The organism is Vibrio sp. 10N.261.51.F12 (assembly GCF_041471725.1).
Taxonomy (GTDB): Bacteria; Pseudomonadota; Gammaproteobacteria; order Enterobacterales; family Vibrionaceae; genus Vibrio.
In genome coordinates this window covers 115,917-140,681 of the sequence record NZ_JBFROV010000001.1, presented here as the reverse complement: position 1 = coordinate 140,681, position 24,765 = coordinate 115,917, and the positions used below count along the sequence as shown (strand labels likewise).

Here is a 24,765-nt window from a genome sequence, read left to right as displayed (position 1 = left end):
CGTCCGCTATAGTTTTTCTGCGATACGAAGTACTGAACTTCTTGAGCGTGTATTCACTTCCACTTCTTGCTCGGTTGGCTTTCTCGCTTTTCCAACCGCTTTAAGATTCGGGCTACCTAAGGCTTTAATTTGCGCCTCCGTCATAGGGATACCATGTGGAACCTGAGGTCCACGGCTTTCCTTACGAATAAAGTGCTTCACCATACGGTCTTCGAGCGAGTGAAAACTAATCACGGATAAGCGCCCTTCAGGAGCAAGAATACTGGCCGCGCCCTTCAATGCCGTTTCAATCTCATCAAGCTCACTGTTGATATAGATACGGAAGGCTTGAAAGCTACGCGTCGCAGGGTGTTTCTTTTCTTTAAAGCTTTTTGGAGCCGCATCTGAGATCAATTTTGCAAGTTGACCAGTACGTGTTAACGGCTCTTTTTCTTCATCTTCACGGTGCGCAACAATGGCTTTAGCAATACGGCGCGCGTGTTTATCTTCACCAAATTCACGGATCACCCAAGTGATATCGTCCAAATCTGCGTGCGCTAGCCATTGCGACACTGGCATTCCAGATGTTGGATCCATACGCATGTCTAACGGGCCATCGTTCATAAAACTAAAGCCACGCTCCGCGTCATCAAGCTGCGGTGACGATACGCCAAGATCAAGTAACACCCCATCGACCTTGCCGACGAGATCATAACGCTGCGCGTATTCCGCGATACCTGAAAATGGGCCATGGATAATAGTAAAGTTAGGGTCTTGAATTTTCTTTGCTTCTTCAATGGCTTGAGGATCACGGTCTATGCTATACAGGCGACCGTTTTCACCCAATTGAGAAAGAATTTGACGACTGTGACCACCACGACCAAATGTGCCATCAATATAGATACCGTCGGGCTTAATCGCTAAGCCATCGATGGATTCATGCAGTAAAACTGAAACGTGTTGAAAAGATTCGCTCATTGGTGATCTCAAGAGTTGCGTAGGTCAAAGATGACAAGTGTACTGATTTCACGAAGTAACGTCATCTGGTTAAGTTCAGCCTAACGTAAAGATAGGTGATAAAAAAGCAAAAAACCCATCACAAAATCAATTTGTAATGGGTTTTTCTTAAAAGGTGAAGTTGACCTATAAGCCGGGTTTTGTATCCGCCTAAGCGGTGATAGCCATTCGTCTAGGCCAGCAATCGCTCACTGGCTCAAGCAACCTACCCGCTCCCTTACGCGAGCCGCGCAATGTGAAAGCCTATTTGGTCTTGCTCCGGGTGGAGTTTACCTTGCAACGAACTGTTACCAGTCGTCCGGTGCGCTCTTACCGCACCCTTTCAGCCTTACCTGTGCTCTTTCCGAAGAAATAGAGCCATCGGCGGTCTTCTCTCTGCTGCACTTGTCGTGGGCTCACGCCCCCCAGGCGTTACCTGGCACCCTGCTCTGTGGAGCCCGGACTTTCCTCCCCTCCATCAGTCTCCCCCAAGACAAGCTCAAGGGGACGTCAATGAAGCAGCGACTATCTGGTCAACTTCAGGCCGCGGATTGTATAGGAGCGCGCGCAATTACTCAAGGTTTTCTAGCCCCCATTTGTAAAGAGCGTTCTTTTTAAGGTTATAAATTTCAGCCGTCATGCCTGCCGCTTTCTTTAATGGCAGCTCTTTAACTAAAATACCGAGTGTTCTCGTGGCTTCATCCGGTAAACCTTCGATCGCCGCCTCGCGGTGCCCGTGAATTAACAACACCATCTCGCCGCGCTTACGGTTAGCGTCTTCTGCTATCCATTCAATGAGCTCTCCCAAAGGTAAGCCTTGGATTGTTTCAAACGTTTTGGTTAACTCTCGTGCCAACACAACTTCACGGTCTGGGCCTAACACTTCCAACATATCAGCCATAGATTCCGTAATACGGTGTGGTGATTCATAGAAAATACAGGTACGCTCAGCTTTAGCAATCTCTAGAAATTTATCTTTGCGTCCTTTGCTCTTGGCAGGTAAAAAGCCTTCGAAGCTGAATCGGTCAGAAGGAAGGCCTGAGGCGCTTAACGCCGTGATCACCGCACATGCACCAGGTAATGGCACAACATTAACGCCAGCTTGACGACATTGTGATACAAGATGATACCCTGGATCGCTAATGAGTGGAGTCCCAGCATCTGATACCAAGGCAATGGACTCGCCAGATAACAATTTTTCAACTAAAACTTGTGCTTTTTGTTGCTCATTGTGATCATGAAGCGCAAATGTTCTAGTTTGTATATTGAAGTGAGAAAGAAGTTTGCCAGTATGTCTGGTATCTTCAGCGGCAATAATATCCACACTATGCAACACCTCTAGTGCCCTATGCGTGATATCACCAAGGTTCCCAATGGGAGTTGGCACAATAAAGAGCGTTGGTTGCTCAATATGAATGGTTTTGTTGCTTGTCATTTGTTTACCATCACTTCAACGATTAATATAATGATTTTACACGAATAGTGATTAAAGAGCTCATGGCAATGATGAACCGTAAAAGAAATAGTGTAACGCGTCTGCTAACGCCCATTGCATTGGCCCTGTCCATTGCCGCTTGTTCAACTCAACCAAGCGCGCCAAGCAGCGTTGATATTACGATGGCACCCACCTCATCTTCTGAAGTGTATTTGATGCGTGCCGACAGCGATCAGGGTGGGTTTGCTAATGAATGGCTCATTCTTGCCTTCAAAGCCTCTATTCAAGAAGGTAACTACGATCAAGCGCAGCGCCTTTCTAATCGCTTAGCCAAGCAAAACCTAACGACGATTCAACAAGCTGAGTGGCAGTTAGCTCGTGCTGAGTTAAACCTCGCACAAGGCAACGCACAAGATGCTTATTTGCAGCTCAATCTGCCTGCTGAGTGGCCACTACTGCAGCAACAATGGATGCACTATCATCAGCTACGAGGCCAAAGCTTAGAGCAGATGGGTAACTATTTTGAATCCAGCCGCGAGTATGTGGCGATGGCCAGCTTTGCGCCACGCGAGCAGCAAGAAGCAATCAATGCAAAAATTTGGCATAACCTCAACCAATACTCAGGGGAGCAACTCTCGCAGTTAGAGATTAAGCCAGAAGAAGAGATCCTTGATGGATGGGTTCAGCTTGCAAGCTACATGAAAGCACTCAGCACTAGCCTGCCTCAATTGCAAAACACCTTAAAAAACTGGTTAGCAGAAAATAATAATCACCCAGCTGCGGTTTATACCCCACAGAGCATCTACGATATACTTAACCTTGAGATATCCACGCCGCACAGCACAGCGTTACTCCTTCCATTAACGGGGAAGTACGCTAAACAAGCTCAATTGGTCCGTGATGGCTTCATGATGGCGACAATGGATGACACGCAGCGCGATCCTGATGCCACGTTTACCGTGATCGATACCCATGAAACCTCAGCCAGCGACATTAAAGCGCGACTTATCGCCAACAATGTCGACTTTATTGTGGGTCCATTGATCAAGGAAAATGTTGAAAAGCTACAACAGGCGCAGCTTTCCGCAGAAAAGCCGATACCAGCTCTAGCGTTGAACATTCCAACCACTATCGAGCCAACGCAAGCCATGTGCTACCTAACGCTTTCGCCTGAACAAGAAGTCACACAGGCTGCCAAGCACTTATCACAAGAAAATTATGCTTACCCATTAATTCTTGCACCGAAAAGCTCATTAGGTAATCGTGTCGTCAAGGCCTTTGAAGAAGAGTGGGCAAAACTAAGCCCGAACAACATTGCTGTGGCTCAGTACAGTAGCCGCGCACAACTGCAAAAGACCATCAACAATGTGTTTGGGTTACAAGAAAGCCAGCAACGCATCGCTCAGATGGAAGCCCTCACAGGCATGAAGCTAGAAAATCAGCCGAGAAGCCGTCGAGATATTGATTCCGTGTACATTGTCGCTAACGGGGCTGACTTAACACTGATTAAGCCGTTCATTGAGGTTGCCATCAACCCTGATGCCAGCCAACCTAAGTTGTTTGCTGACTCGCACAGTAACTCTAGCAAGCGTCAATATGAAGACCTTACTGGTGTGGTTTACAGTGATATTCCAATGCTAATCGAAGAGGATGAACAGCTAGAGGCGCAGATCAGCAAGTTTTGGCCTAAGAGCTCAAACGCTGAGAAACGTTTGCAAGCCCTTGGTATGGATGCCTACGCTCTCACTAAAGAGCTTCCTCAACTCAAGGCCGTGGAAGGTTACTCTGTTGATGGGCAAACTGGGACACTCACGATTGATTCAAACTGTGTAGTACAACGACAGATTGCATGGGGAGTGCACGGTCAAGCAAAATCACAGACGACTAGCGCTGATGACAAAACGGAAGAAAGCAACGAATTGGAATCGCCTAATGCGACTACCGTGGCAGAAAGCGCCAGCGAATAAACCACCTGCAACCCCCGTGGACAAACGTAAAATTGGTCAGCACTACGAAGACCTAGCGCAAACGTATTTAGGCCAGCAAGGCCTAAATACGTTAACGAAAAACTACACCGTAAAATGCGGTGAACTCGATCTCATCATGAAAGACGCTACATGCCTTGTCTTTGTTGAGGTAAAATATCGTCAAAGTCGTCAATATGGCAGTGCTCAAGAGATGGTGACCCCATCTAAAGCCAAAAAGCTGCAAAAAGCAGCGATGGTTTGGCTTATGAGCAACGGCTTATCTCCTTACGATACTGAATTTCGGTTTGATGTCGTCGCTATTCATAATAATGGCGATGATATCGAATGGATAAAAAACGCGATTACTCAAGGATAACCATGCGCGATAGCATTAAAGAAAGCTTTACTGAGAGCATTCAGATTCAAATTGCAGCAGCTGAAGCGCTGCCAGACGCCATTACCCATGCAGCTCAAGCTATGGTGGCAACACTTCTCAACGGTCATAAAATTCTTTGTTGCGGAAATGGCGGCTCAGCTGCTAATGCTCAACAGTTTGTTTCCAGTTTACTCAATCGCTTTGAAACTGAGCGACCAAGCCTGCCAGCAATGGCGCTGACAACAGACAGCACAACAATGACAGCCGTTGCAAACGACTATAACTTTGAAGACATTTACGCGAAACAAGTTCGAGCCTTTGGCCAGACTGACGATATCTTATTAGCGATTTCGACTAGCGGTAACAGTAAAAATGTTCTTAAAGCGATGGAAGCCGCAGTGACTCGAGATATGACCATCATCGCTTTCACCGGTAAAGACGGTGGTGAAATGGCCGGTTTACTGGGCGAAAATGATGTGGAGATTCGTATCCCGTCTCACCGCACATCTCGAATCCATGAGGTCCATATGGTGACATTACACTGCTTATGTGATCTCATCGATCAGGTCCTTTTCCCTGCGCATGAAGAGTAACGCAATGAAAATGTATAAAACCATCACCTTACTAGTAATGAGCGTCTTTTTGTCTGGTTGTGCGGGATTGTTTGTGGCTGGTGCCGCAACCACCGTTAACCTGGTTACCGACACTCGCTCAACCAAAGAAATATGGAACGACAGCGCCCTTGAATCTGAGGTCGCCGGCATGACCAACAAAGCACCATTCGTCGGTCAAGTTAGAGTCGTTGCAAGCTCTCAACGAGGTACTGTTGTCTTAATGGGGCAAGCCAAAACCGAAGAGCTAAAAAACCAACTCGACGCTCGAGTGTCAGCACTGGATGGCGTAAAACGCGTGTACAACCAAATACGCATCAATTCGCCACTCGGATTTACTGAGATGAGTAATGATAGCTGGCTGACGACTAAGGTTAAATCAGCACTCCTCACTGATGAGCGTCTTAACGGTGTAAAAATTAAAGTTATCACTGAAAACAAAGAAGTCTTCTTACTGGGCTATGTCTCTAAGGAACACGCCGATGTAGCAACCGACATCGCGCGAAATGTCTCCGGAGTAAAACAAGTTATCCGCGCATTCCAGTTTGCCGAGACCGAAGAAAAACTCAATACAGAAGTCAAACCTGAAGCGGCACCTGCACCTCAAGTACCAGAGGAAGAACCAATGAGACCAATCATTGAAGAACCAGCACCGTTTGTTGAAATTGAAGGGTAGTGCCTCGCTTCAACGTTAGTAACACGCTATTGAGTTACTAACGCCAAATAGCAAAAAGCGAACCATCATAATGGTTCGCTTTTTTATAACTTATCCGTCGCTTTATTCGCTTATATGAGTAAAGTTAAGACTGCCGTCTCCTAATTCTACTCTTACGCTTTAAGTGCACGCTCACCACGAGCAATACCGACAATACCACTACGAGCGACTTCAACAACCTCTGTCACTTCAGACAATGCCGTAATAAATGCATCGAGCTTTTCGCTGGTACCAGCCAGTTGAACGGTGTATTGGGATGCGGTGACGTCGACAATCTGACCTCGAAAGATATCCGCCGTGCGTTTGACTTCTGCTCGAGCAAAACCACTTGCCTTTACTTTCACCATCATCAATTCACGTTCAATGTGCTCAACCGCCGTAACCTCTTGCACCTTTAAGACATCGATGAGTTTATGCAGTTGTTTTTGAATCTGCTCCAACTGCATTTCACTAGAAGCGGTTGTGATGTTCAAACGAGATAACGTTTCATCGTCAGTGGGTGACACGTTCAATGATTCAATGTTATAGCCACGTTGAGAAAATAAGCCAACCACACGTGATAACGACCCAGGTTGGTTTTCCATAAGTAGTGAAATAATGTGCTTCATATTATGTTCTCTCCGTCTTGCTCAACCACATCTTGTCCATGCCTTCCCCTTTGATTTGCATCGGGTAAACATGCTCAGTTTCATCAACATTGATATCAACAAAAACCAAACGGTCTTTCATTGATAAGGCTTTCTTTAGCCCTTCTTCTAGCTCATCAGGATGAGAAATACGAATGCCAACGTGACCGTACGCCTCTGCGATAGCGGCAAAGTCAGGAACTGAACTCATGTAAGAATTAGAGTGACGGCCTTGATAAATGATATCTTGCCATTGCTTAACCATACCTAAGAATCGGTTGTTTAGATTGATGATTTTTACTGGAATGCCATATTGCATTGCCGTGGACAGTTCCTGAATATTCATCTGGATACTACCATCACCGGTTACGCAAACCACTTCTTCATCCGGATACGCAAACTTTACCCCCATCGCTGCAGGGAAACCAAAGCCCATGGTTCCAAGACCACCAGAGTTGATCCAACGACGTGGCTTATTAAATGGGTAATACAATGCAGCAAACATTTGATGCTGACCGACATCGGACGCGACGTATGCGTTCCCTTCTGTCAGTTTATGAAGTACCTCAATGGCTTGTTGCGGCTTGATACGGTCCGCGGACTTTTCATAGCTTAGGCACTGACGTTCACGCCAGCTTTCAATCTCAGTCCACCATGCATCAAGCGCTTGTTCATCATTGCTGCCACCCTGCTCAACGAGAAGTTTCAGCATGGCATCTAAAATCACATCAGCAGAGCCGACAATCGGCACATCCGCTCGCACATTTTTTGAGATCGACGATGGATCAATATCAATGTGCACAACTTTTGCATTTGGGCAGTATTTGTCGAGATTATTTGTGGTTCTGTCATCAAAGCGAACCCCAACGCCAAAAATCAAATCCGCTTCATGCATCGCCATATTGGCTTCGTACGTACCGTGCATACCCAGCATACCTAAGGCATTCTTATGAGTGCCTGGGAATGCGCCTAACCCCATCAAGGTACTAACGACTGGGAGATTTAATGTCTCAGAGAGCTTAGCTATCTGCTGATCTGCTTCCGCCATCACAGCGCCACCACCGATATACAGTACCGGTTTCTTCGCTTCTAGAATGGTTTTCAGTGCTTTTTTAATCTGTCCTTTGTGTCCTGATGTCGTTGGGTTGTATGAACGTAATGCGACCGACTCAGGATACTCGTAAGGAAATTTTATTTGCGGGTTCATGACATCTTTTGGGATATCAACAACAACCGGACCAGGGCGTCCAGTCGAGGCAATGTAGAAGGCTTTTTTAATGGTATCCGCAATATCTTCCGCGCGTTTTAATAGGAAACTATGTTTCACTACCGGGCGAGATACGCCGACCATGTCACATTCTTGGAATGCATCGTTACCAATCAGGTTATTCGGAACGTTACCGGACAACACGATCATTGGAATGGAGTCCATGTACGCCGTTGCAATACCGGTAATCGTGTTGGTAGCGCCAGGACCTGAACAAACAAGTACCACACCAGGTTTACCTGTCGCACGAGCATATCCATCCGCCATGTGAGTGGCTGCTTGCTCGTGTCGAACTAAAACGTGTTGGATATCTTCTTGTTTTTGATGGAGTGCATCATAAATATCGAGGACTGAGCCACCAGGGTAGCCAAAGATTTGCTGTACGCCTTCATCAATCAAAGATTGAACGATCATCTCAGCGCCAGATAACATGTCTGGGGTAGGGTTTTCCATATTTGCTCCTTACCAGTTATCTCGACAAACAGATGGCTTGAAGAGCTGGTTTTACATAGTTAGGGCTTATTCGTAGCCTAATCGAAATCACTCATTTTTCGGCTATGTCGTTGTGCCAGTCATAACAAGCACACCGTTTACGCAACAACTGTAACGCTTTCTTATCACAAGGTCTAACAATGTTTAGGTCTCAAAAAAAACACTATTCTTCATTCCCTCGCAAATGCAATAATTTGTCACTACGATGAGATTAAATCCAACATATAATCTCAAACACCCGCAAAATTAAGTATAAAATACTATCGCCTAGAGCGAATTAGCAGACAAAACCATTGTTATAACATCTGTAATCAGCAACATTCATCATCAATAGTATAAAAAAGACCCCTTACGGGGCCTAGTTTATGACATCATCATTTAACGCCGCTTACTCAGAGCTTGGAGCTATTGTTGGTGGAGTCACGGCTGTTGGCGTATTTTGGGGCTTCTTACGCCAAAACTTCCAGCGCTTGGGCTCTGAGGTGGTTGTACTGTGTACATTTTTGCCAAGCATTAATAAACAAGGCGTAAGCACCAAGGTTAACACCGTCGCAAACGCCAAGCCTCCAGCAATCGCCGTTGCAAGTTGAGACCACCATTGTGTGCTTGGAGCCCCAAACTCTATCTTTTGGTTAATGAGATCAATGTTCATTTCTAGCACCATTGGCATTAACCCCAAGATCGTTGTCACTGTGGTTAATAATACCGGCCTTAAACGTTGTACCCCTGTTCTCAAAATTGCTTCTCGTTTATCCAAGCCTCGCTTGAGCAATTGATTGTAAGTGTCGATAAGTACGATATTGTTGTTAACCACGATCCCTGCTAACGCGATCACACCGATACCTGACATGATGATCCCGAACGGGCGTTGGAAAATCAGCAAGCCAGCGAAAACACCAACCGTAGAAAAAATCACCGCACTCAAAATCAGCAACGCCTGGTAGAAACTGTTAAATTGCGTGATCAAGATAAGCGCCATGACCGCCAATGCGACCAAGAAGGCACTTTGCAGAAATTCAGACGAGTTCTTCTGCTCTTCATTTTGGCCACGAATCCTAACGTCAATGCCCGCAGGAAGCTCAAGCGCATCAAGTGATTGCTGAAATGCCAGTAGCTCAATCGCCAGGTTAAAGCCCTCAGCCATATCTGCTTTAACATTAATGATTCGAATACCATCAAGCCGCTCGATCGTATCTTGTTTAGGTTGTGGTGTAATCTCGGCAAAGTTAGTAATAGGCACTAAACCGACAGGGGTTTTGACACGTAGTTCATCAAAACGACCAATGTCCCGTTTGTCATTAGGAAAACGCACCAAAATGTCCACTTCTTCCGTCGAATCATCCGGTAAGTAATCGCCAATTTTCAGGCCGTTGGTAACAAATTGTACGGTGTTTCCAACAAGACTCGCATCGGCACCAAATCGAGCAGCATCGTCTCGACGGATATCAATCTGCCAATCGATGCCTGGTTTGCTAGACGAGTCGCTGATGTTGGTTAACTTATGGCTACTGTCTGCCCAGCGCCTAACTATTTTCGCGGCTTCATCCAATCGCTCAGGGAAACGCGCCGAAAGCTCAACCACTAAATCATGCTCGACAGGCGGCCCTGCGTCTGGAAATTTATACTCAATTTCCACGCCAGCAAATTGGTCGGTTGTTTGCTTGAGCTCTTCAATAATAACGTTAACACGACGCCTGTCTTGCCAATCAACAGGGGTGATCTGTATGTTGCCAATCTCGCTCTCACCACCCGTTTTTGTGTAAACACTCTCAAACTCATCATGATTGAGCATGACTTTTTCCACCACACTCATGACTTGATCTTTTTCATTGATCGACAAGTCACCGTGAGAGCGCACCTTGACATTAAAATAAGGGGGGTCAACCTCAGGGAAAAACTCAGCCCCTAAGCCCGCTTTGTTGTACGTGACGCCAACCCCTATCGCGATAAAAATCGCCAACATCAATATTTTAAGTGGATGCTCAATAGCCACCGCAAGGGTCTGATAATAGAGCTTGGTAATGCCGGTTGCTTTATCAAACTCTCCGTCATGTAACGCCACCATCTTGGCTTGCTGCGCGCTGGAAACATATTGAGGCTTACCAAACAGGCCTCCAAGAACAGGAACAAATAACAACGCCATTACTAATGATGCGGTCAAGGTCGCGATCAAGGTTAACGGGAGGAATTTCATAAACTCGCCCGTGGTATCCGGCCAGAATAATAAAGGTGCAAATGCTGCCAACGTTGTCGCCGTGGAAGCGGTAATAGGCCAAGCCATGCGCTTGGCTGCATCCGCATAGGCTTCTTTTCTTGGCGTGCCTTCTTGCATTCGTCGGTCGGCGAATTCCGTCACAACAATAGCGCCATCCACCAGCATTCCAACAGCCATAATCAGTGAAAATAAGACAATAATGTTGACCGTCAAACCGAAGACAGACAACACAAGTAAACCGGTAAGAAATGAGCCAGGAATGGATACGCCCACTAACATCGCGGTACGCATACCAAGGATCGCGATGATAACAATGACGACTAAAATAATCGCTGACAGCACATTGTTTTGCAGATCATTAAGCATGATCTTCACATCTTTTGATTCATCTTTGGTGTATCTAACCTGAAGATTATTTGGCCACTCGGGTAACAGAGATGCCTGATGCATCACTTCTTTGACCAAGGCGACCGTCTCAATGATATTCTCACCCGCGCGCTTTTTGATATCCAAAACAACGGCCGATTCCCCATCGAGTCGCGCAAAGCTATCTGGATCTCTAAATGCTCGACGCACCGTTGCGACGTCACCAAAAGTAATCACCTGCTTGCCATCAACTTTTACAGGCAGCTCGAGAACATCTTTGAGCGTTTCGAACACGGACGGAACTTTAACCGAGAATCGACCATAGCCAGTATCAACGAATCCGGCCGCGACTACGCGGTTATTCAACGCAATCAGGTTATAGATATCACCTTGATCCAACCCATAGCTTTCCATCAATAGTGGGTCGACGACAATCTCAACGATATCATCACGATCACCTGCGATGTCCACCTCTAATACCTGTCGGTAACTTTCAAGCTTATCACGCAGCTGGCGGGCGATTTGCACAATAGTGCGCTCAGGTACCGATCCATAGAGCACGACAGATAATACGGGTTGCTGAGAGGCAAACGTCACTTCATTGACCGTTGGCTCGTCACTGTCATCAGGCAGCTTCGGTTTAGCTAAGTCTACCGCATCACGAACGTCGGCCATCGCCTGAGTAAGGTCGACACCCACATTAAATTCAAGCGTAACGGAGGCATGTCCCTCAGAGGCCGTTGCCGTCATTTCCTTCACACCCTCAATGGAGCGCAGCTCTTTTTCTAGCGGACGAACCAATAGGCGCTCACTGTCATCTGGGGAGATACCCTGATGCCCAACAGAGACATAAATGATAGGGATAGTAATATCAGGGCTCGATTCCTTGGGAATCGTATTGTATGTCACTACGCCCGCAATTAGGATCAGAACAAGCAAACTGATCATCGTTCGAGAACGGGACAGTGCCGCATCAATCAAAGCATTCATGCGTCTTCCCCCTAATTATCAGCTTGTTGAGCAATTCTATTTGCTTGGTCAACGCTGATCGCCTCAACAAAGTCTCCGTCACGAACAAAGCCTTGTCCTAGCACGATAATATCGACGCTTTCACCTAACCCTGTTAACCAGACCCCATCCTGCTCAGCCTTGACCAGCTGTATAGGCACAAAAACGACTTTCTCTTGCTGGAGAGTCTTAACACCAAGATTGCCGCTCTCGTCTAACGCCAACATAGCTGGAGTAATTTTTATCGCCAGATTATCTTCTAGCGCCAGTTCAACTTCTGCACTCACACCGGCAGGAATACGTTGATTAGGGTTAGGGACCTCTATCTCGATAGGAAAGGTATTAGTAGAAAGTGAGGAGACCCTTGAGATATAGCGCAGCGTACCCGTTACTTTTTGCCCATCGATAAAACGAATGGTCGAGGTTTGATCAACAGACAAGCTTTGAATATGACGCTCGCTCACATCAGCCTCAATCACGAGCACACTTAAATCAATCATCATCGCGACAGGATCGCCGACTGAGACAAAATCGCCGAGTTCGATATCAATGCTGTCAACAATACCGGTAAACGGCGCCTTAACCAGCGTGTTCCTTAAGGCCAGCTTTGCGGCCCCCACCATTGCCTTTGCTTCAGTCAGGTTAGCCGCTGCGGTTGAATACGCGACCTCACCTTGTAAGCCTCGGCTCTTCAAAGACTTAGAAGCATTAAATTCTTGCTGTCGAACATTAAGCATGGCTTGAGCGCGTTCAAGCTGAATCGGGAGGTCACCTTTGTCAATTTGGGCTATGGGTTGGCCAACCTTAACGCTATCGCCTTTCTTAACACTTAGACCAATAATCTTACCGGCAATTTCAGCGCCAAGATTAGCCGTTCGATCCGCGGCGGTTCGGCCATATAAATCAATCTTCTTTTCAATATTCTCAGCGACAAAGGATTGGAAAACCACACGAGCAAGTGGTGCTGCTTCGGGAGCAGGCGTGGATGGTCCCTCTTCTGCCTTTATTGCGCCAAGACCCAACCAAACGGAAAGGATTAAAACAAGCAATATAGAGATGAGCCAAGGACGTCTTGAAAAGTAGTTGCCAGATTGAGTCGATGGCATAGATATATCCTTATAATAGTGCGCCTCTGCCAACTGGGTTTTTATGCCTTCAGTCAACTAAGCGGTAAACACTCCAAAAGAGTATTCAACATTGAGCAATATCCTACAGCTCAATGTGCCGATGCACGCGATGCGCTCATCGAGACAAGAAGTAGAGCGTTAACACTACCTTGTTTTGTCTTATTTTGTTGCGAATTCGTGACAAAAAAAAGAGGCGAACTTCTCATTCGCCTCTTTTTTATTTTATTTACACGCTGAAAGAAGCGCCACAACCACATGTCGTGGTCGCATTCGGGTTGTCGATAAAGAACCGAGCCCCTTCTAGTCCTTCCGTGTAATCGACGGTGCCACCGATAAGATATTGTAGGCTCATCGGGTCAACCACCAATGTCACACCACACTTTTCAATCGTCGTATCGCCATCATTAACACTTTCATCAAAGGTAAAGCCATACTGAAAACCACTACAGCCACCACCCGTAATGTAGACACGTAGTTTCAGTTCTGGGTTTTCTTCTTCTGAAATCAGTGTGTTGACTCGCGTTGCCGCGGCATCAGAAAAATTTAAAGGAATAGCTGCATCACTCATAGGAACCTCTCTTGCTACTCATTCGCAATTCAAGCGCACCACCGATACTCAGTGGTCTCGCATCCCCTACGAAGATAAAAAACGACTCACCAGAATGATGAGTAAACAAATAATATTAATTGTATTGGAGGGATTATCTAATACCTGAGTGCTTCGTTCAAGTATTAGACAGATCCAAATTCATATTACTTAGATTACTCGATGCAATTTACGAAAATGTGCTCAAAACACTACTAGATTCTGTGTGGGTATGTACAATGCTGCTCACTTGGTCCGAATAAGCAAAGAGGAATTCTCCATGACCAAATCAGCAGAGCTGTATCAAAAAGCGCAAGAGACTATCCCTGGAGGCGTTAACTCGCCCGTTCGTGCCTTCAACGGTGTTGGTGGTTCACCAATATTTGTGGAACGTGCCGATGGTCCTTTGATTTTTGATGCTGATGGTAGAGCATACATCGACTACGTCGGCTCATGGGGACCAATGATCCTTGGCCACAACCATGCAGTCATTCGTAAGGCAGTCATCGACGCCGCGCAGCGAGGCCTAAGCTTTGGTGCTCCGACTGAGATGGAAATCAACATGGCGGAGTTGGTACGAAAGCTCGTTCCATCCATGGAACAACTTCGCATGGTGAGCTCAGGTACTGAAGCAACAATGAGCGCGATTCGCCTAGCTCGAGGCTACACTGGTCGCGACAAAATCATGAAATTTGAAGGCTGTTATCATGGCCACGCCGATAGTCTTCTGGTAAAAGCAGGCTCAGGTGCATTAACTCTTGGTCAACCTAGTTCTCCAGGCGTGCCTGCTGATTTTGCTAAGTATACGCTTACCGCTACGTTTAATGACCTTGAGTCGGTTAAAGCTTTGTTTGCTGCAAACAAAGGTGAGATTGCCTGTATCATTGTTGAGCCTGTCGCTGGCAACATGAACTGTATCCCTCCAGTCGAAGGGTTTCATGAAGGCCTTCGTCAGATTTGTGACGAAGAAGGCGCCCTGCTTATCTTTGATGAAGTCATGACGGGATTCCGTGTTGCTCAAGGTGGCGCTCAAGCGTATTACAACATCAAACCGGACCTAACAACATTGGGTAAAGTTATCGGTGGTGGTATGCCTGTTGGCGCATTTGGCGGTCGCAAAGAAGTAATGCAATACGTTGCGCCGACTGGCCCTGTTTATCAAGCAGGCACACTCTCAGGTAACCCTATTGCGATGGCAGCAGGCTACGCTTGCCTAACCGTACTTTCTGAAGAGGGTAACGAACAACGCCTAGCCAATAAAACCAAACAACTTGCTGATGGGTTTAAAGCATTGGCCGACGAGCGTGGTATTCCACTGGTGGTCAATCAAGTGGGTGGCATGTTTGGCTTTTTCTTTACCGATCAAGAAAGCGTAACGTGTTACGAAGACGTCACCAAGTGTGATGTCGAACGCTTTAAGCGTTTTTTCCACATGATGCTCGATCATGGTGTGTACCTAGCACCGTCAGCATTCGAAGCGAGCTTCCTGTCACTCGCTCATGGATCTAAAGAAATTGAGGCAACGCTTGAAGCCGCTGATCGCTGTTTTGCGATGTTAGCTAACGAAGCATAAATCCTCTAACACTAAGTATTCCAAAAGGGCTGACTTTCAGCCCTTTTTTATGCCTGCCAGTAAAAAGCAACCAGTACGATAATCGCTGCAATCATTAGCGAAAACCAAGGGATTGATCGCCTCGCTTTGACCGTAGATTGACAATCACCTTTGTTATTGCAACACCCCATACCCTCTCCTGTCATCAAAACCATGAATAGCAATTAAAATTGATCACTCAATATATTACGTCCATTATAAGATTCAATCGGTTGCTACATCTCTAATAGCAAACTTTACCAACCGACTATAAACTAGATACTACGCTCAAAATAAGATGTTACGCTCAACCTAACTCAACACCCTACTCTATTCCATCGTGCCTCTCGCTAGAAGCGTACGTGGTCTTAGTGCAGATTCACTCGAAAAGGATCGATCGTGAAAACGAAAATGAATGTTACTGCAAGCCACTGGGTCCTAGTTATTGCATTGCTTTTTACGGGTTTTGCCTGTTATTTGCTTGTTGAACCCTATATCAATTCAATCGTAATGGCGTTTATTTTATCGTTACTGATGTTCCCAATCCACGACTGGTTAGATCGTAAACTACCCAATCACAGTAACATTGTCGCCCTGCTGTCTTGTACCATCCTGACTTTTATTATTGTCATTCCATTAATGTTGGTATTTAGCGCCATCGTGCAACAAGGGTCGGTTTTCTCACAAAACCTGTACCAATGGGTAACGGGTGGTGGCATTCAAGAGGTATTTAGTCATCCTTGGGTCGTTAAAGGGCTTGCCTTGATCAATGACTACCTACCGTTTGATAAGATCGACCCACAAGACATCGCCAAGAAAGCGGCTGAGTTTGCCACCTCACTCGGCTCTAATCTTGTTGCCATCAGTGCCAAAATACTGGGTGACGCGACGAGCTTTTTGATGAATTTCTTTTTAATGCTATTTGTCTTGTTCTTTTTGCTTCGTGACAACGACAAAATCATTGCCGCCATTCGTCATATCCTACCGTTTTCTCGCACCCAAGAAGATCGGTTACTCAGTGAGATTGAACAGGTCTCAAAATCGGCGGTAATGGGTTCGTTTTTGACGGCTATTGCCCAAGGTTTTGCCGGCGGGTTTGGCATGTGGCTGGCGGGTTTCCCTGGTTTATTCTGGGGTACCATGATGGGGTTTGCTTCCTTTATCCCTGTTGTCGGAACCGCACTAATTTGGATTCCAGCAACCGCATACTTGCTGCTTACCGGTGAGACCCAATGGGGGCTATTCCTAGCAATTTGGAGCATTGCCGTTGTCGGATCTATTGATAACATCCTTAGGCCATTACTGATGCAAGGTAGTGCAGGCATGAATACGCTAATGATATTTTTCTCCCTATTAGGCGGTATTCATCTTTTTGGATTGATTGGTCTGATTTACGGCCCCATCATTTTTGCTATCACCATCGTACTTTTCAATATGTATGAAGAAGAGTTTAAAGACTTCTTAGATAGCCAAGATAACAGTTAGAATGCTTTTTTACGGATGGGGTTTATGAGAGAATCCCCGTCCTTTTTTATGCTCCTAAGAGACGCCAAACATGTCGCATTATATCGCTCCCAGCCAGATTGCAGAAAGACAGCTTGAATACTTCGCTGGAAAGCGTGTTCTGGTCATTGGTGAAATTGAAGATCAATTCCCTATTGATTTACGTCAGCATTGCGACAAGGTCACTGTTTTCACTAGCAACTACTGCACCTATCGCCAACTTAATCCATCGCCGAATCTGACGTGTCACTTTGGCGCTGAATTACCAAAGACAATCGACGCCGATATGATCCTAATGTACTGGCCAAAAGCCAAAGCTGAGGCTCAAATGCTGCTTGAAATGTCGCTGGCTGCATTGGGAGAAAACACTGAGATCGTGGTGGTTGGTGAGAATCGCTCTGGAGTAAAGAGTGTTGAAAAACTGTTTGCTGATTATGGCGTCATAAAAAAATATGACTCAGCACGCCGCTGCTCTTTCTATTGGGGGCAGTGCCATTCGGCACCCACTTCATTTGATCTTCAATCGTGGTTCAAGTCTTACCCTGTGGAACTCGATGGGCAGCGCTTAGTCGTAAAGAGCCTACCCGGCGTCTTTAGTCATGGTGAGTTTGATATTGGCAGCCAACTACTTCTTAAAAACCTGCCTTCATTGCATGGCAAGGTACTCGACTTCGGTTGTGGCGCAGGAGTATTAGGTGCGTTTATGGCATTGCGTTACCCGTCAATCACGCTACATATGTGTGACATTAATGCCTTTGCGATTGAATCAAGCAAGCAAACATTATTAGCAAACGGCCTCGAAGGGAACGTGTTAGCCTCTGATGTTTATTCAGATCTTCCACAAGATTTTCAGTTTATTATCAGTAATCCTCCGTTCCATGCAGGCTTAGACACCAGCTACTCGGCGACCGAGCAGTTGCTATCAGATGCACCTAAGCATTTACAGCGTGCTGGGCAGATGGTCATTGTAGCGAACAGCTTCTTAAAGTATCCACCCATTATTGAACGCCAATTTGGCCACTGTGAAACACTAGAAAAAAATCGTCAGTTCACGATATACCACGCAACAAAATAAGTAATCACAATAGCTGAAACATTAGGCAATACACGTCATATTGCGTTTATTGCCTAACACGCTTCTCAATACTGAAAATCACATGACCAATCATAACGCTCTGTTTATTTAAGACTTTTAATTTTTTCGTATTGATATTCAATATCCTCACATCTCTTCTCATAAAATTTTGAGCGACCCAACACGCTTTAGTTTGAACTTACTTGCCAAAGTAAAAAAAGTATTTAGATTGGTTAGGTTAAGACAACCTTAAAATGAGATACACACTGGTATCTCATCTAACACTCTCTTAAAACCTAAGAATCGCTTATGTTCAAGCTGCATAGAAAACAAAAATTCAAACGACTACAAAGTACATTGATGATGGCCTTTTTGGTGCTCAGCCTCATCCCATTGACCATCATTGCCCTGTTTTTTCTCAATGCGCACAGCCAAGATCTTCGCGATCAAAGCACCACGCACCTTGTTTCCGTGCGCGACACAAAAAAACAACAGGTATTGGATTACTTTGACGCGCAAAAGTCAGAAGTCATGGGGTTTGTTCGTTCTGAGCTTGCCTATGCCAGTGGCGGTCGATTCTACGGTATTGTGAATGCGTTCCAACGCTTAGGCGATGACATTGAACAAGCCCAGCAGCATGCGCAAGAGCGCTATATTCTGGGCTCTGGTGACCAAGTAAAAACGGCAATCATGCCGAACTCCAGCAGCTATATTGGCAGTGAACGTTACCGACTATTGCATAAACGTTATCACCGCGCGTTTGTCGAACACCTGAAACGCTCTGACTTTGATGACATTGTCTTAGTGGACCTCAACGGCAATGTTACCTACTCGGTTTACAAGCATGGTTATTATGGCACCAATCTCAATACTGGCCGTTTTTCCACTTCAATATTAGGGTCGACGTTTACTCATTTGGACCAAGAAGTCACCAAGAGACGCAAAGATAACGAAGCGTACACACCCGTTATTATCTCTGACTTTGCCGCTGAGGGTGATCAGCAATTTGCTTGGCTTGGTGCCCCCATTGTTCAGCAGGGGTACTTACACAGCTACGCACTCTTTCGACTGCCGATTAAAGGCATCACCAAACTCATTAATAGCGGCAGCACTCCTGATATTCGCTTAATGTTGGTGGGTAACGATGGCAAAGCCAAAATGATGGGATTGCCAGAAAATAATATAGAACAAAGCGCACAGGTCATCCAAAAAGCACTCTCTGGCGCAACACAAGTTCTCAGCTACAGCAATAGCATAGAAGAGCAATACCTCGCCGCGTTTGCGCCAGTCCAGTTTGCCGATACAACGTGGGCCTTGGTGGCCGAAACGCCAGAATCAGTTGCCTTTTCCAGTATACGTCAGCTTGAAAAACTGTTTGTTATCGCCATGCTGAGCGCAATAATTCTTGTTGTGGTGGCCTCTCACTACTTATCTAACTTTATTACCTCTCCGCTTCTTAAGCTCACTTGGGCTGCAGAGCGCGCGTCAGGTGGTGACCTTGAGCCATCGATCATCAGCGCAGACCGAAAAGATGAAATAGGTCGACTGGCGTTAAGTTTTGAGCGTATGCGACGCTCAATAAAAGATAAAATTGAGCTCATAAAAAGTCAGAACCAAGAACTCGAGCAACATCTCATTGTCATCAAAAAACAAAACGAAGAACTGCAACTGGCTAACAAGCTAAAAGATGAGTTTCTTGCTACTACATCACATGAATTAAGAACGCCACTACACGGTATGATTGGCATTGCCGAGGCAATGATATCCGGTGCTAATGGCCCCATTGGTGCCAATCATCGATACCAGCTCAATATCATCGTCAATAGCGGGCAACGCTTGGCCAGCCTAGTCGATGACTTACTCGACTATCACAAAATGCGTTATGGCAGCCTCGCGATTGAACGCTCGGCGGTGAGCCTAACTGGCGCAACGCAATTGGTTCTTAATTTGTCACAGCACCTGCTGGGCGATAAAAAAATTCGCATCATCAACCAGGTATTGGAGCCGATCCCTTATGTCTCTGCCGATCCACAACGTTTAGAGCAAGTCCTTTATAATTTGGTCGGTAATGCCATCAAATACACCAATGAAGGGAAGATTGTTCTCTCTGCCACTGCAATGGATGACCATATTCGTGTGCAGGTCGTCGATACGGGTCACGGCATTCCGGCTCAACAACTTGAACATATATTTGAGCCGTTAGTTCAAGCAGGTCACGATTCGGGTCACTACCGCCAAGGGGCTGGGCTAGGATTGTCGATCAGCCGACAGTTAATCGAACTCATGGGTGGTTCGCTCTACGTCAGTAGCCAACCACACGTAGGGACAACGTTTAGCTTTACACTTCCTCTTGCTACCCAAGATGAGATTGAGGCGCTGACTCATGAGCCTCAAGCGAACCACTTTCAAGTCGCAGAGCAAAGTGAACTGGCACTGGACGAGGAGGAGACCCTCCCGGATAACCCAAATGGTCCAAGAGTCCTCATTGCTGACGATGAACCCGTCAACCTTCGCATATTAGAAAGCTTCTTGCGTTTAGAGGGCTACCAAGTTGCGCTCGCCAAGGATGGTCTTGAGGCGATTACCCAGGTAGAGCGAGACAAACCAGACTTACTTCTTCTCGATATTATGATGCCGGGTATGAGTGGCTTTGAGGTGTGCGAAACCATTCGAGAAGACTTTGATCATGCCGCCCTGCCAATTATTATGTTGACGGCTCTAAACCAACCAGAAGACAGAGTGAGAGGCTTTGAGGTCGGCGCAAATGACTACCTATCGAAACCCTTCAGTAAGCAAGAGCTTGCCGCCCGTATCGCGGCGCACTTACAAGCCAGCAAAGCCGAATTGCGACGTGCAGAAAACCAAAGTCTCAAATATGAACTCAAGCAACGAGCACTCGTAGAGGCAAGCTTACTTGAGACACAAGGGCGCTTGATTGAACAACTCGATACCGCACCAGAAGCCATTTTATGTGTTAATGACAGCCGCAAGGTTCAATTTGCTAACCAAAGTGCTGCTTTGTTATTTAAACGAAGTGTCGAGCAACTTAAACGCTCCAGCTTAGATGACCTCATTGCTCCTAAGTTTATCCAGCTCACTCAAGAACATTATTGCGGTGATATTGATATCTTTGTCGAGGATGTGAGGCAACACATTAACGCTGATATTCTGACCCTGCCAGAAGGCACTGGCTTAAGAAGTATCTATATTTTTGAGCAAGGGAAGAATATGAACGTATCACGGGTCAAAAACCTAGAAACGGCCATTGATGCCCTTTCCAGTTATGCCATTGAAGGCGACAAGGCCAAACTGCAGGAGCTGAAAGAGCTCGGAGGTGAGTTTACTCGCCTCGCTGATAAAGCCAGTGACGAACAACAATCCCGACCAGAGTTGATGCGAGAGGTCCTCGTTGATGCCATGACGCACTCGTTAATTTATTGGGAGGACGTCACAGGCCAATCTAAGTTTGTCTTTGCTGAACAAAGTGGGTTATGGCGCGTATACCTTGATAGAAGCACCCTTCAAACCCGCACATTAGATAAATACTTACGCGTTGAGACACTGCCTAAGACGCCACGTTGGCGCACGGTACTGAGCTCCATCGAATACATCTTAGAGCATTGTCACAAACAGGGCTTGGAGCGTGACCACATCATTGCGTGTAGAGATCGACTGCAAAAGCTGCTCACAAGCTAGCTCGTTGATTGATGTCTTACGCCATCATTAAGCGTACCGTCAATCATGCCTTCTTTCAGGCCAATAAGTAAAAATTAGGCGGCTTTTTTATCTAAGCTTGGGCACGAAACCGTTCTTGATACTCCAGCGCTAGAATGTAAAAAAGCCAGTCATCTCTGACTGGCTTTTTGCTCTAGTATTTGCTCGGAAAGACAATCACCCTCCAAGCTACCCAATCCATAATTGGGAGAACGTCGTCCCCCAACTATAATGGCCTTATGCAGGCTCTTGGAAGATAACCGTGTCGGCTTTCTCGGTATATTGACCCATAAGATGGAAGTTCAGGTAACGATAAGTATCCGCTGCCGTCGCATCAATTTGCTTCATGTACTCTAGGTACTCTTCTTTGGTCGGAATACGACCTAGAATAGCCCCAACTGCAGACAGTTCAGCAGACGCGAGATATACATTTGCACCTGTTCCTAAACGGTTCGGGAAGTTTCGCGTGGATGTTGACATCACCGTCGACTCATCAGCCACTCGTGCTTGGTTACCCATACACAATGAACAACCCGGTGTTTCGATACGAACACCGGCACGACCAAAGATACCGTAGTAACCTTCTTCAGTAAGTTGATCTTTGTCCATCTTCGTTGGCGGTGCGACCCACAAACGAGTATCCAATTGACCATTGTACTTATCTAGAAGCTTACCAGCGGCACGGAAATGACCAATGTTCGTCATACATGAACCAATAAACACTTCATCAATCTTAGTCCCGTTTACCTCAGAAAGCAGACGAGCATCATCTGGGTCATTCGGTGCACATAGAATTGGTTGATGGATATCCGCTAGATCAATCTCGATAACATAAGCATATTCCGCATCGCTATCAGCTTGCATCAGGTCAGGCTTCGCTAGCCACTCTTCCATCGCAACAATACGACGCTCGATAGTCCGGCGATCGCCATACCCTTCAGAGATCATCCACTTCAACATGGTGATGTTTGAGCTTAGGTATTCCTCGATCGACTCTTGAGAAAGTTTCACAGTACAACCCGCAGCGCTTCGCTCTGCTGAGGCATCAGATAGCTCAAACGCCTGCTCAACCGATAGATGTTCAACACCTTCGATTTCTAGAATTCGACCTGAGAATTCATTGATCTTACCGGCTTTCTCTACGGTCAACAGACCCTGTTGAATGCCGTAGTAAGGAATAGCATGGACAAGATCACGCAGTGTGATACCTGGCTGCATATCGCCTTTAAAGCGAACCAAGATAGACTCTGGCATATCCAGCGGCATCACGCCCGTTGCTGCAGCAAACGCCACAAGGCCAGAACCCGCAGGGAAAGAAATACCAAGAGGGAAACGCGTATGGGAATCACCACCAGTACCCACAGTATCAGGCAGTAGCATACGGTTTAACCAAGAGTGAATAACACCATCACCTGGACGCAATGACACGCCTGCGCGATTCATAATGAAATCAGGCAAAGTATGGTGTGTATTCACATCAACCGGTTTCGGGTAAGCCGAAGTGTGACAGAAAGACTGCATCACTAAGTCAGCCGAAAAACCAAGACAAGCGAGATCTTTTAGCTCATCACGCGTCATTGGTCCCGTGGTATCTTGTGACCCAACCGTTGTCATCTTAGGCTCACAGTAAGTGCCTGGACGAATACCTTCTACGCCACAGGCTTTACCCACCATTTTTTGCGCGAGTGTAAATCCAGTACCGGTATCTGCAACTTCAACAGGGCGACGGAAGACTTCAGAAGGCGCCAGACCTAGAGCTTCACGAGCACGGTCCGTTAAGCCACGACCAATGATTAGAGGAATTCGGCCACCCGCTTGTACTTCATCAATCAGTACATCGGTCTTCAACGAGAATTCCGCTAGCGTTTCACCGCTTTCGTGGTCACAAACCTTGCCTTCAAATGGGTAAATATCGATCACATCACCCATGTTCAGTTTAGTCACGTCCACTTCAATCGGTAGCGCACCTGCATCTTCCATAGTATTGAAGAAGATTGGCGCTATTTTACCGCCGAGAACGTAACCACCAGCACGTTTATTCGGAACATTAGGGATATCATCACCCATGAACCAAAGTACTGAGTTTGTTGCTGATTTACGTGAAGAACCGGTGCCGACAACGTCGCCAACGTAAACCAATTGATGGCCTTTTTGCTGTAGCGCTTCAATTTGTTTAATTGGACCAATAGAGCCTTGTTGATCCGGTTCAATGCCTTCACGAGTATTTTTTAGCATCGCTAGTGCGTGAACAGGAATGTCCGGACGAGACCATGCGTCAGGCGCAGGTGACAAGTCATCGGTATTGGTTTCACCAGTCACTTTAAAGACCGTTAGTGTGATCTTTTCTTGCAGTTTAGGTTTAGATACAAACCATTCAGCTTCAGCCCAAGACGTCATGACTTGTTTGGCATACGCGTTGCCCGCTTTTGCTTTTTCTTCTACATCGTAAAATGCATCAAACATGAGTAATGTATGGGAAAGTGCCTTGACAGCGATAGGCGCTAACGCCTCGTCATCGAGTAGCGATACTAGTGATTCGATGTTGTAACCACCTTGCATCGTACCCAGCAGCTGCGCTGCTTTTTCTGGACTAACAAGTGGTGATTCGACGTCACCTTTCGTGATGGCCGTTAAGAAACCAGCTTTGACGTAAGCCGCTTCATCAACGCCAGGTGGAATTCGATTCTCAAGAAGGTCAAGGATGGTAGCTTCTTCACCTTGAGGGGGATTCTTTAATAACTCAACAAGTCCAGCAACTTGTTCAGCGTTTAGGGGTCTAGGAACAACTCCTTCGGCAGCACGCTCTGCGACGTGTTTACGGTAGGCTTCAAGCACGACTTTTTTCCTCTCATTGCGGTCCCTCCTTAATAATTAGAATTAGGAGTGGACATCCTTGGAAACTTGACTCTCCCTCGCCATTTTTCGTCATCAATTCCTTTAATGATCAGCATTAGAGAGGCCAAACTGTGGGGCGAAGAATAGCAAATTCAACGATAAATTAAAATCTTATCATTTTGACCAACATAGCAACTTCGAGCGAAAATCGATGTTTTTCACTCGAAGTTAGGTCGAAAAATCTGTCTATTTCATTCACCAATCATATTCATCAGTCAATT

16 protein-coding genes and 1 other RNA gene are annotated in these 24,765 nt (G+C 46.1%); 8 read left to right on the top strand and 9 right to left on the bottom strand.

Features of this window, described 5'->3' with window-relative positions; all coding sequences use genetic code 11:
- Window positions 1–6: 6 nt before the first annotated feature.
- The 3 genes from rsmH to rsmI all read right to left on the bottom strand — a co-directional run bounded on the left by rsmH (window position 7) and on the right by rsmI (window position 2,410).
- The gene (gene rsmH / locus AB4405_RS00630; RefSeq protein WP_102468329.1) at window positions 7–957 is read right to left on the bottom strand and encodes a 16S rRNA (cytosine(1402)-N(4))-methyltransferase RsmH; all 951 of its coding nucleotides are present in this window, start codon (window positions 955–957) and stop codon (window positions 7–9) included.
- Between the two features lie 152 nt (window positions 958–1,109).
- An RNA gene (gene rnpB / locus AB4405_RS00625) (RNase P RNA component class A) lies at window positions 1,110–1,516 on the bottom strand.
- 30 nt (window positions 1,517–1,546) lie between these two features.
- On the bottom strand, window positions 1,547–2,410 hold the full coding sequence (gene rsmI, locus AB4405_RS00620; protein WP_102468328.1) for a 16S rRNA (cytidine(1402)-2'-O)-methyltransferase: 864 nt from the start codon (window positions 2,408–2,410) through the stop codon (window positions 1,547–1,549).
- Between the two features lie 62 nt (window positions 2,411–2,472).
- Between rsmI and AB4405_RS00615 the strand changes: the two genes are divergently transcribed.
- The 4 genes from AB4405_RS00615 to AB4405_RS00600 are packed head-to-tail and all read left to right on the top strand — an operon-like array spanning window position 2,473 to window position 6,040.
- On the top strand, window positions 2,473–4,377 hold the full coding sequence (locus AB4405_RS00615; protein WP_372059217.1) for a penicillin-binding protein activator: 1,905 nt from the start codon (window positions 2,473–2,475) through the stop codon (window positions 4,375–4,377).
- On the top strand, window positions 4,343–4,753 hold the full coding sequence (locus AB4405_RS00610) for a YraN family protein (RefSeq protein ID WP_372059215.1): 411 nt from the start codon (window positions 4,343–4,345) through the stop codon (window positions 4,751–4,753). The genes AB4405_RS00615 and AB4405_RS00610 overlap by 35 nt, the downstream gene beginning before the upstream one ends.
- A gap of 2 nt (window positions 4,754–4,755) precedes the next feature.
- Window positions 4,756–5,346 carry a phosphoheptose isomerase gene (locus AB4405_RS00605; protein ID WP_102468326.1) on the top strand — a complete coding sequence of 197 codons (591 nt, stop codon included), beginning with the start codon at window positions 4,756–4,758 and terminating at the stop codon, window positions 5,344–5,346.
- Window positions 5,336–6,040, top strand: coding sequence for a BON domain-containing protein (locus AB4405_RS00600; RefSeq protein ID WP_372059214.1), 705 nt, complete (start codon window positions 5,336–5,338; stop codon window positions 6,038–6,040). The genes AB4405_RS00605 and AB4405_RS00600 overlap by 11 nt, the downstream gene beginning before the upstream one ends.
- Before the next feature lie 152 nt (window positions 6,041–6,192).
- On the opposite strand, the gene ilvN is transcribed toward AB4405_RS00600, so the two are convergent.
- From ilvN to erpA, 5 genes are all read right to left on the bottom strand, one after another.
- Complete coding sequence (ilvN, locus tag AB4405_RS00595; RefSeq protein WP_102468323.1) at window positions 6,193–6,687, bottom strand: acetolactate synthase small subunit; 495 nt, start codon at window positions 6,685–6,687, stop codon at window positions 6,193–6,195.
- 1 nt (window position 6,688) lies between these two features.
- A complete protein-coding gene (locus tag AB4405_RS00590) occupies window positions 6,689–8,425 on the bottom strand; it encodes an acetolactate synthase 3 large subunit (protein ID WP_102468322.1) in 1,737 nt (578 codons plus the stop codon).
- Window positions 8,426–8,852: 427 nt separating this feature from the next.
- On the bottom strand, window positions 8,853–12,035 hold the full coding sequence (locus AB4405_RS00585) for an efflux RND transporter permease subunit (RefSeq protein ID WP_372059213.1): 3,183 nt from the start codon (window positions 12,033–12,035) through the stop codon (window positions 8,853–8,855).
- Between the two features lie 11 nt (window positions 12,036–12,046).
- Window positions 12,047–13,159 (bottom strand): efflux RND transporter periplasmic adaptor subunit, encoded by a 1,113-nt coding sequence (locus AB4405_RS00580; protein WP_372059212.1) that lies wholly within the window; start codon window positions 13,157–13,159, stop codon window positions 12,047–12,049.
- Window positions 13,160–13,406: 247 nt separating this feature from the next.
- Complete coding sequence (gene erpA, locus AB4405_RS00575; RefSeq protein WP_102468319.1) at window positions 13,407–13,748, bottom strand: iron-sulfur cluster insertion protein ErpA; 342 nt, start codon at window positions 13,746–13,748, stop codon at window positions 13,407–13,409.
- A gap of 298 nt (window positions 13,749–14,046) precedes the next feature.
- On the opposite strand from erpA, the gene hemL reads away from it, so the two are divergent.
- From hemL to AB4405_RS00555, 4 genes are all read left to right on the top strand, one after another.
- Window positions 14,047–15,339: a glutamate-1-semialdehyde 2,1-aminomutase gene (gene hemL / locus AB4405_RS00570; protein ID WP_372059211.1), complete on the top strand. Its 1,293-nt coding sequence runs from the start codon at window positions 14,047–14,049 to the stop codon at window positions 15,337–15,339.
- 429 nt (window positions 15,340–15,768) lie between these two features.
- Window positions 15,769–16,842 (top strand): AI-2E family transporter, encoded by a 1,074-nt coding sequence (locus tag AB4405_RS00565; RefSeq protein ID WP_372059348.1) that lies wholly within the window; start codon window positions 15,769–15,771, stop codon window positions 16,840–16,842.
- Between the two features lie 70 nt (window positions 16,843–16,912).
- Window positions 16,913–17,935, top strand: coding sequence for a 16S rRNA (guanine(1207)-N(2))-methyltransferase RsmC (rsmC, locus tag AB4405_RS00560; RefSeq protein ID WP_372059210.1), 1,023 nt, complete (start codon window positions 16,913–16,915; stop codon window positions 17,933–17,935).
- Between the two features lie 309 nt (window positions 17,936–18,244).
- Complete coding sequence (locus AB4405_RS00555; protein WP_372059209.1) at window positions 18,245–21,631, top strand: response regulator; 3,387 nt, start codon at window positions 18,245–18,247, stop codon at window positions 21,629–21,631.
- Between the two features lie 255 nt (window positions 21,632–21,886).
- On the opposite strand, the gene acnB is transcribed toward AB4405_RS00555, so the two are convergent.
- Complete coding sequence (gene acnB, locus AB4405_RS00550) at window positions 21,887–24,484, bottom strand: bifunctional aconitate hydratase 2/2-methylisocitrate dehydratase (protein WP_372059208.1); 2,598 nt, start codon at window positions 24,482–24,484, stop codon at window positions 21,887–21,889.
- Window positions 24,485–24,765: the final 281 nt, after the last annotated feature.

Coding starts and splice junctions, on each gene's coding strand:
- AB4405_RS00565 (WP_372059348.1), top strand. CDS start 15,769: ATGAATGTTACTGCAAGCCACTGGGTCCTAGTTATTGCATTGCTTTTT.
- ilvN (WP_102468323.1), bottom strand. CDS start 6,687: ATGAAGCACATTATTTCACTACTTATGGAAAACCAACCTGGGTCGTTA.
- rsmI (WP_102468328.1), bottom strand. CDS start 2,410: ATGACAAGCAACAAAACCATTCATATTGAGCAACCAACGCTCTTTATT.
- AB4405_RS00585 (WP_372059213.1), bottom strand. CDS start 12,035: ATGAATGCTTTGATTGATGCGGCACTGTCCCGTTCTCGAACGATGATC.
- rsmH (WP_102468329.1), bottom strand. CDS start 957: ATGAGCGAATCTTTTCAACACGTTTCAGTTTTACTGCATGAATCCATC.
- rsmC (WP_372059210.1), top strand. CDS start 16,913: ATGTCGCATTATATCGCTCCCAGCCAGATTGCAGAAAGACAGCTTGAA.
- AB4405_RS00580 (WP_372059212.1), bottom strand. CDS start 13,159: ATGCCATCGACTCAATCTGGCAACTACTTTTCAAGACGTCCTTGGCTC.
- hemL (WP_372059211.1), top strand. CDS start 14,047: ATGACCAAATCAGCAGAGCTGTATCAAAAAGCGCAAGAGACTATCCCT.
- AB4405_RS00610 (WP_372059215.1), top strand. CDS start 4,343: ATGCGACTACCGTGGCAGAAAGCGCCAGCGAATAAACCACCTGCAACC.
- AB4405_RS00590 (WP_102468322.1), bottom strand. CDS start 8,425: ATGGAAAACCCTACCCCAGACATGTTATCTGGCGCTGAGATGATCGTT.
- AB4405_RS00555 (WP_372059209.1), top strand. CDS start 18,245: ATGTTCAAGCTGCATAGAAAACAAAAATTCAAACGACTACAAAGTACA.
- AB4405_RS00605 (WP_102468326.1), top strand. CDS start 4,756: ATGCGCGATAGCATTAAAGAAAGCTTTACTGAGAGCATTCAGATTCAA.
- AB4405_RS00615 (WP_372059217.1), top strand. CDS start 2,473: ATGGCAATGATGAACCGTAAAAGAAATAGTGTAACGCGTCTGCTAACG.
- erpA (WP_102468319.1), bottom strand. CDS start 13,748: ATGAGTGATGCAGCTATTCCTTTAAATTTTTCTGATGCCGCGGCAACG.
- AB4405_RS00600 (WP_372059214.1), top strand. CDS start 5,336: ATGAAGAGTAACGCAATGAAAATGTATAAAACCATCACCTTACTAGTA.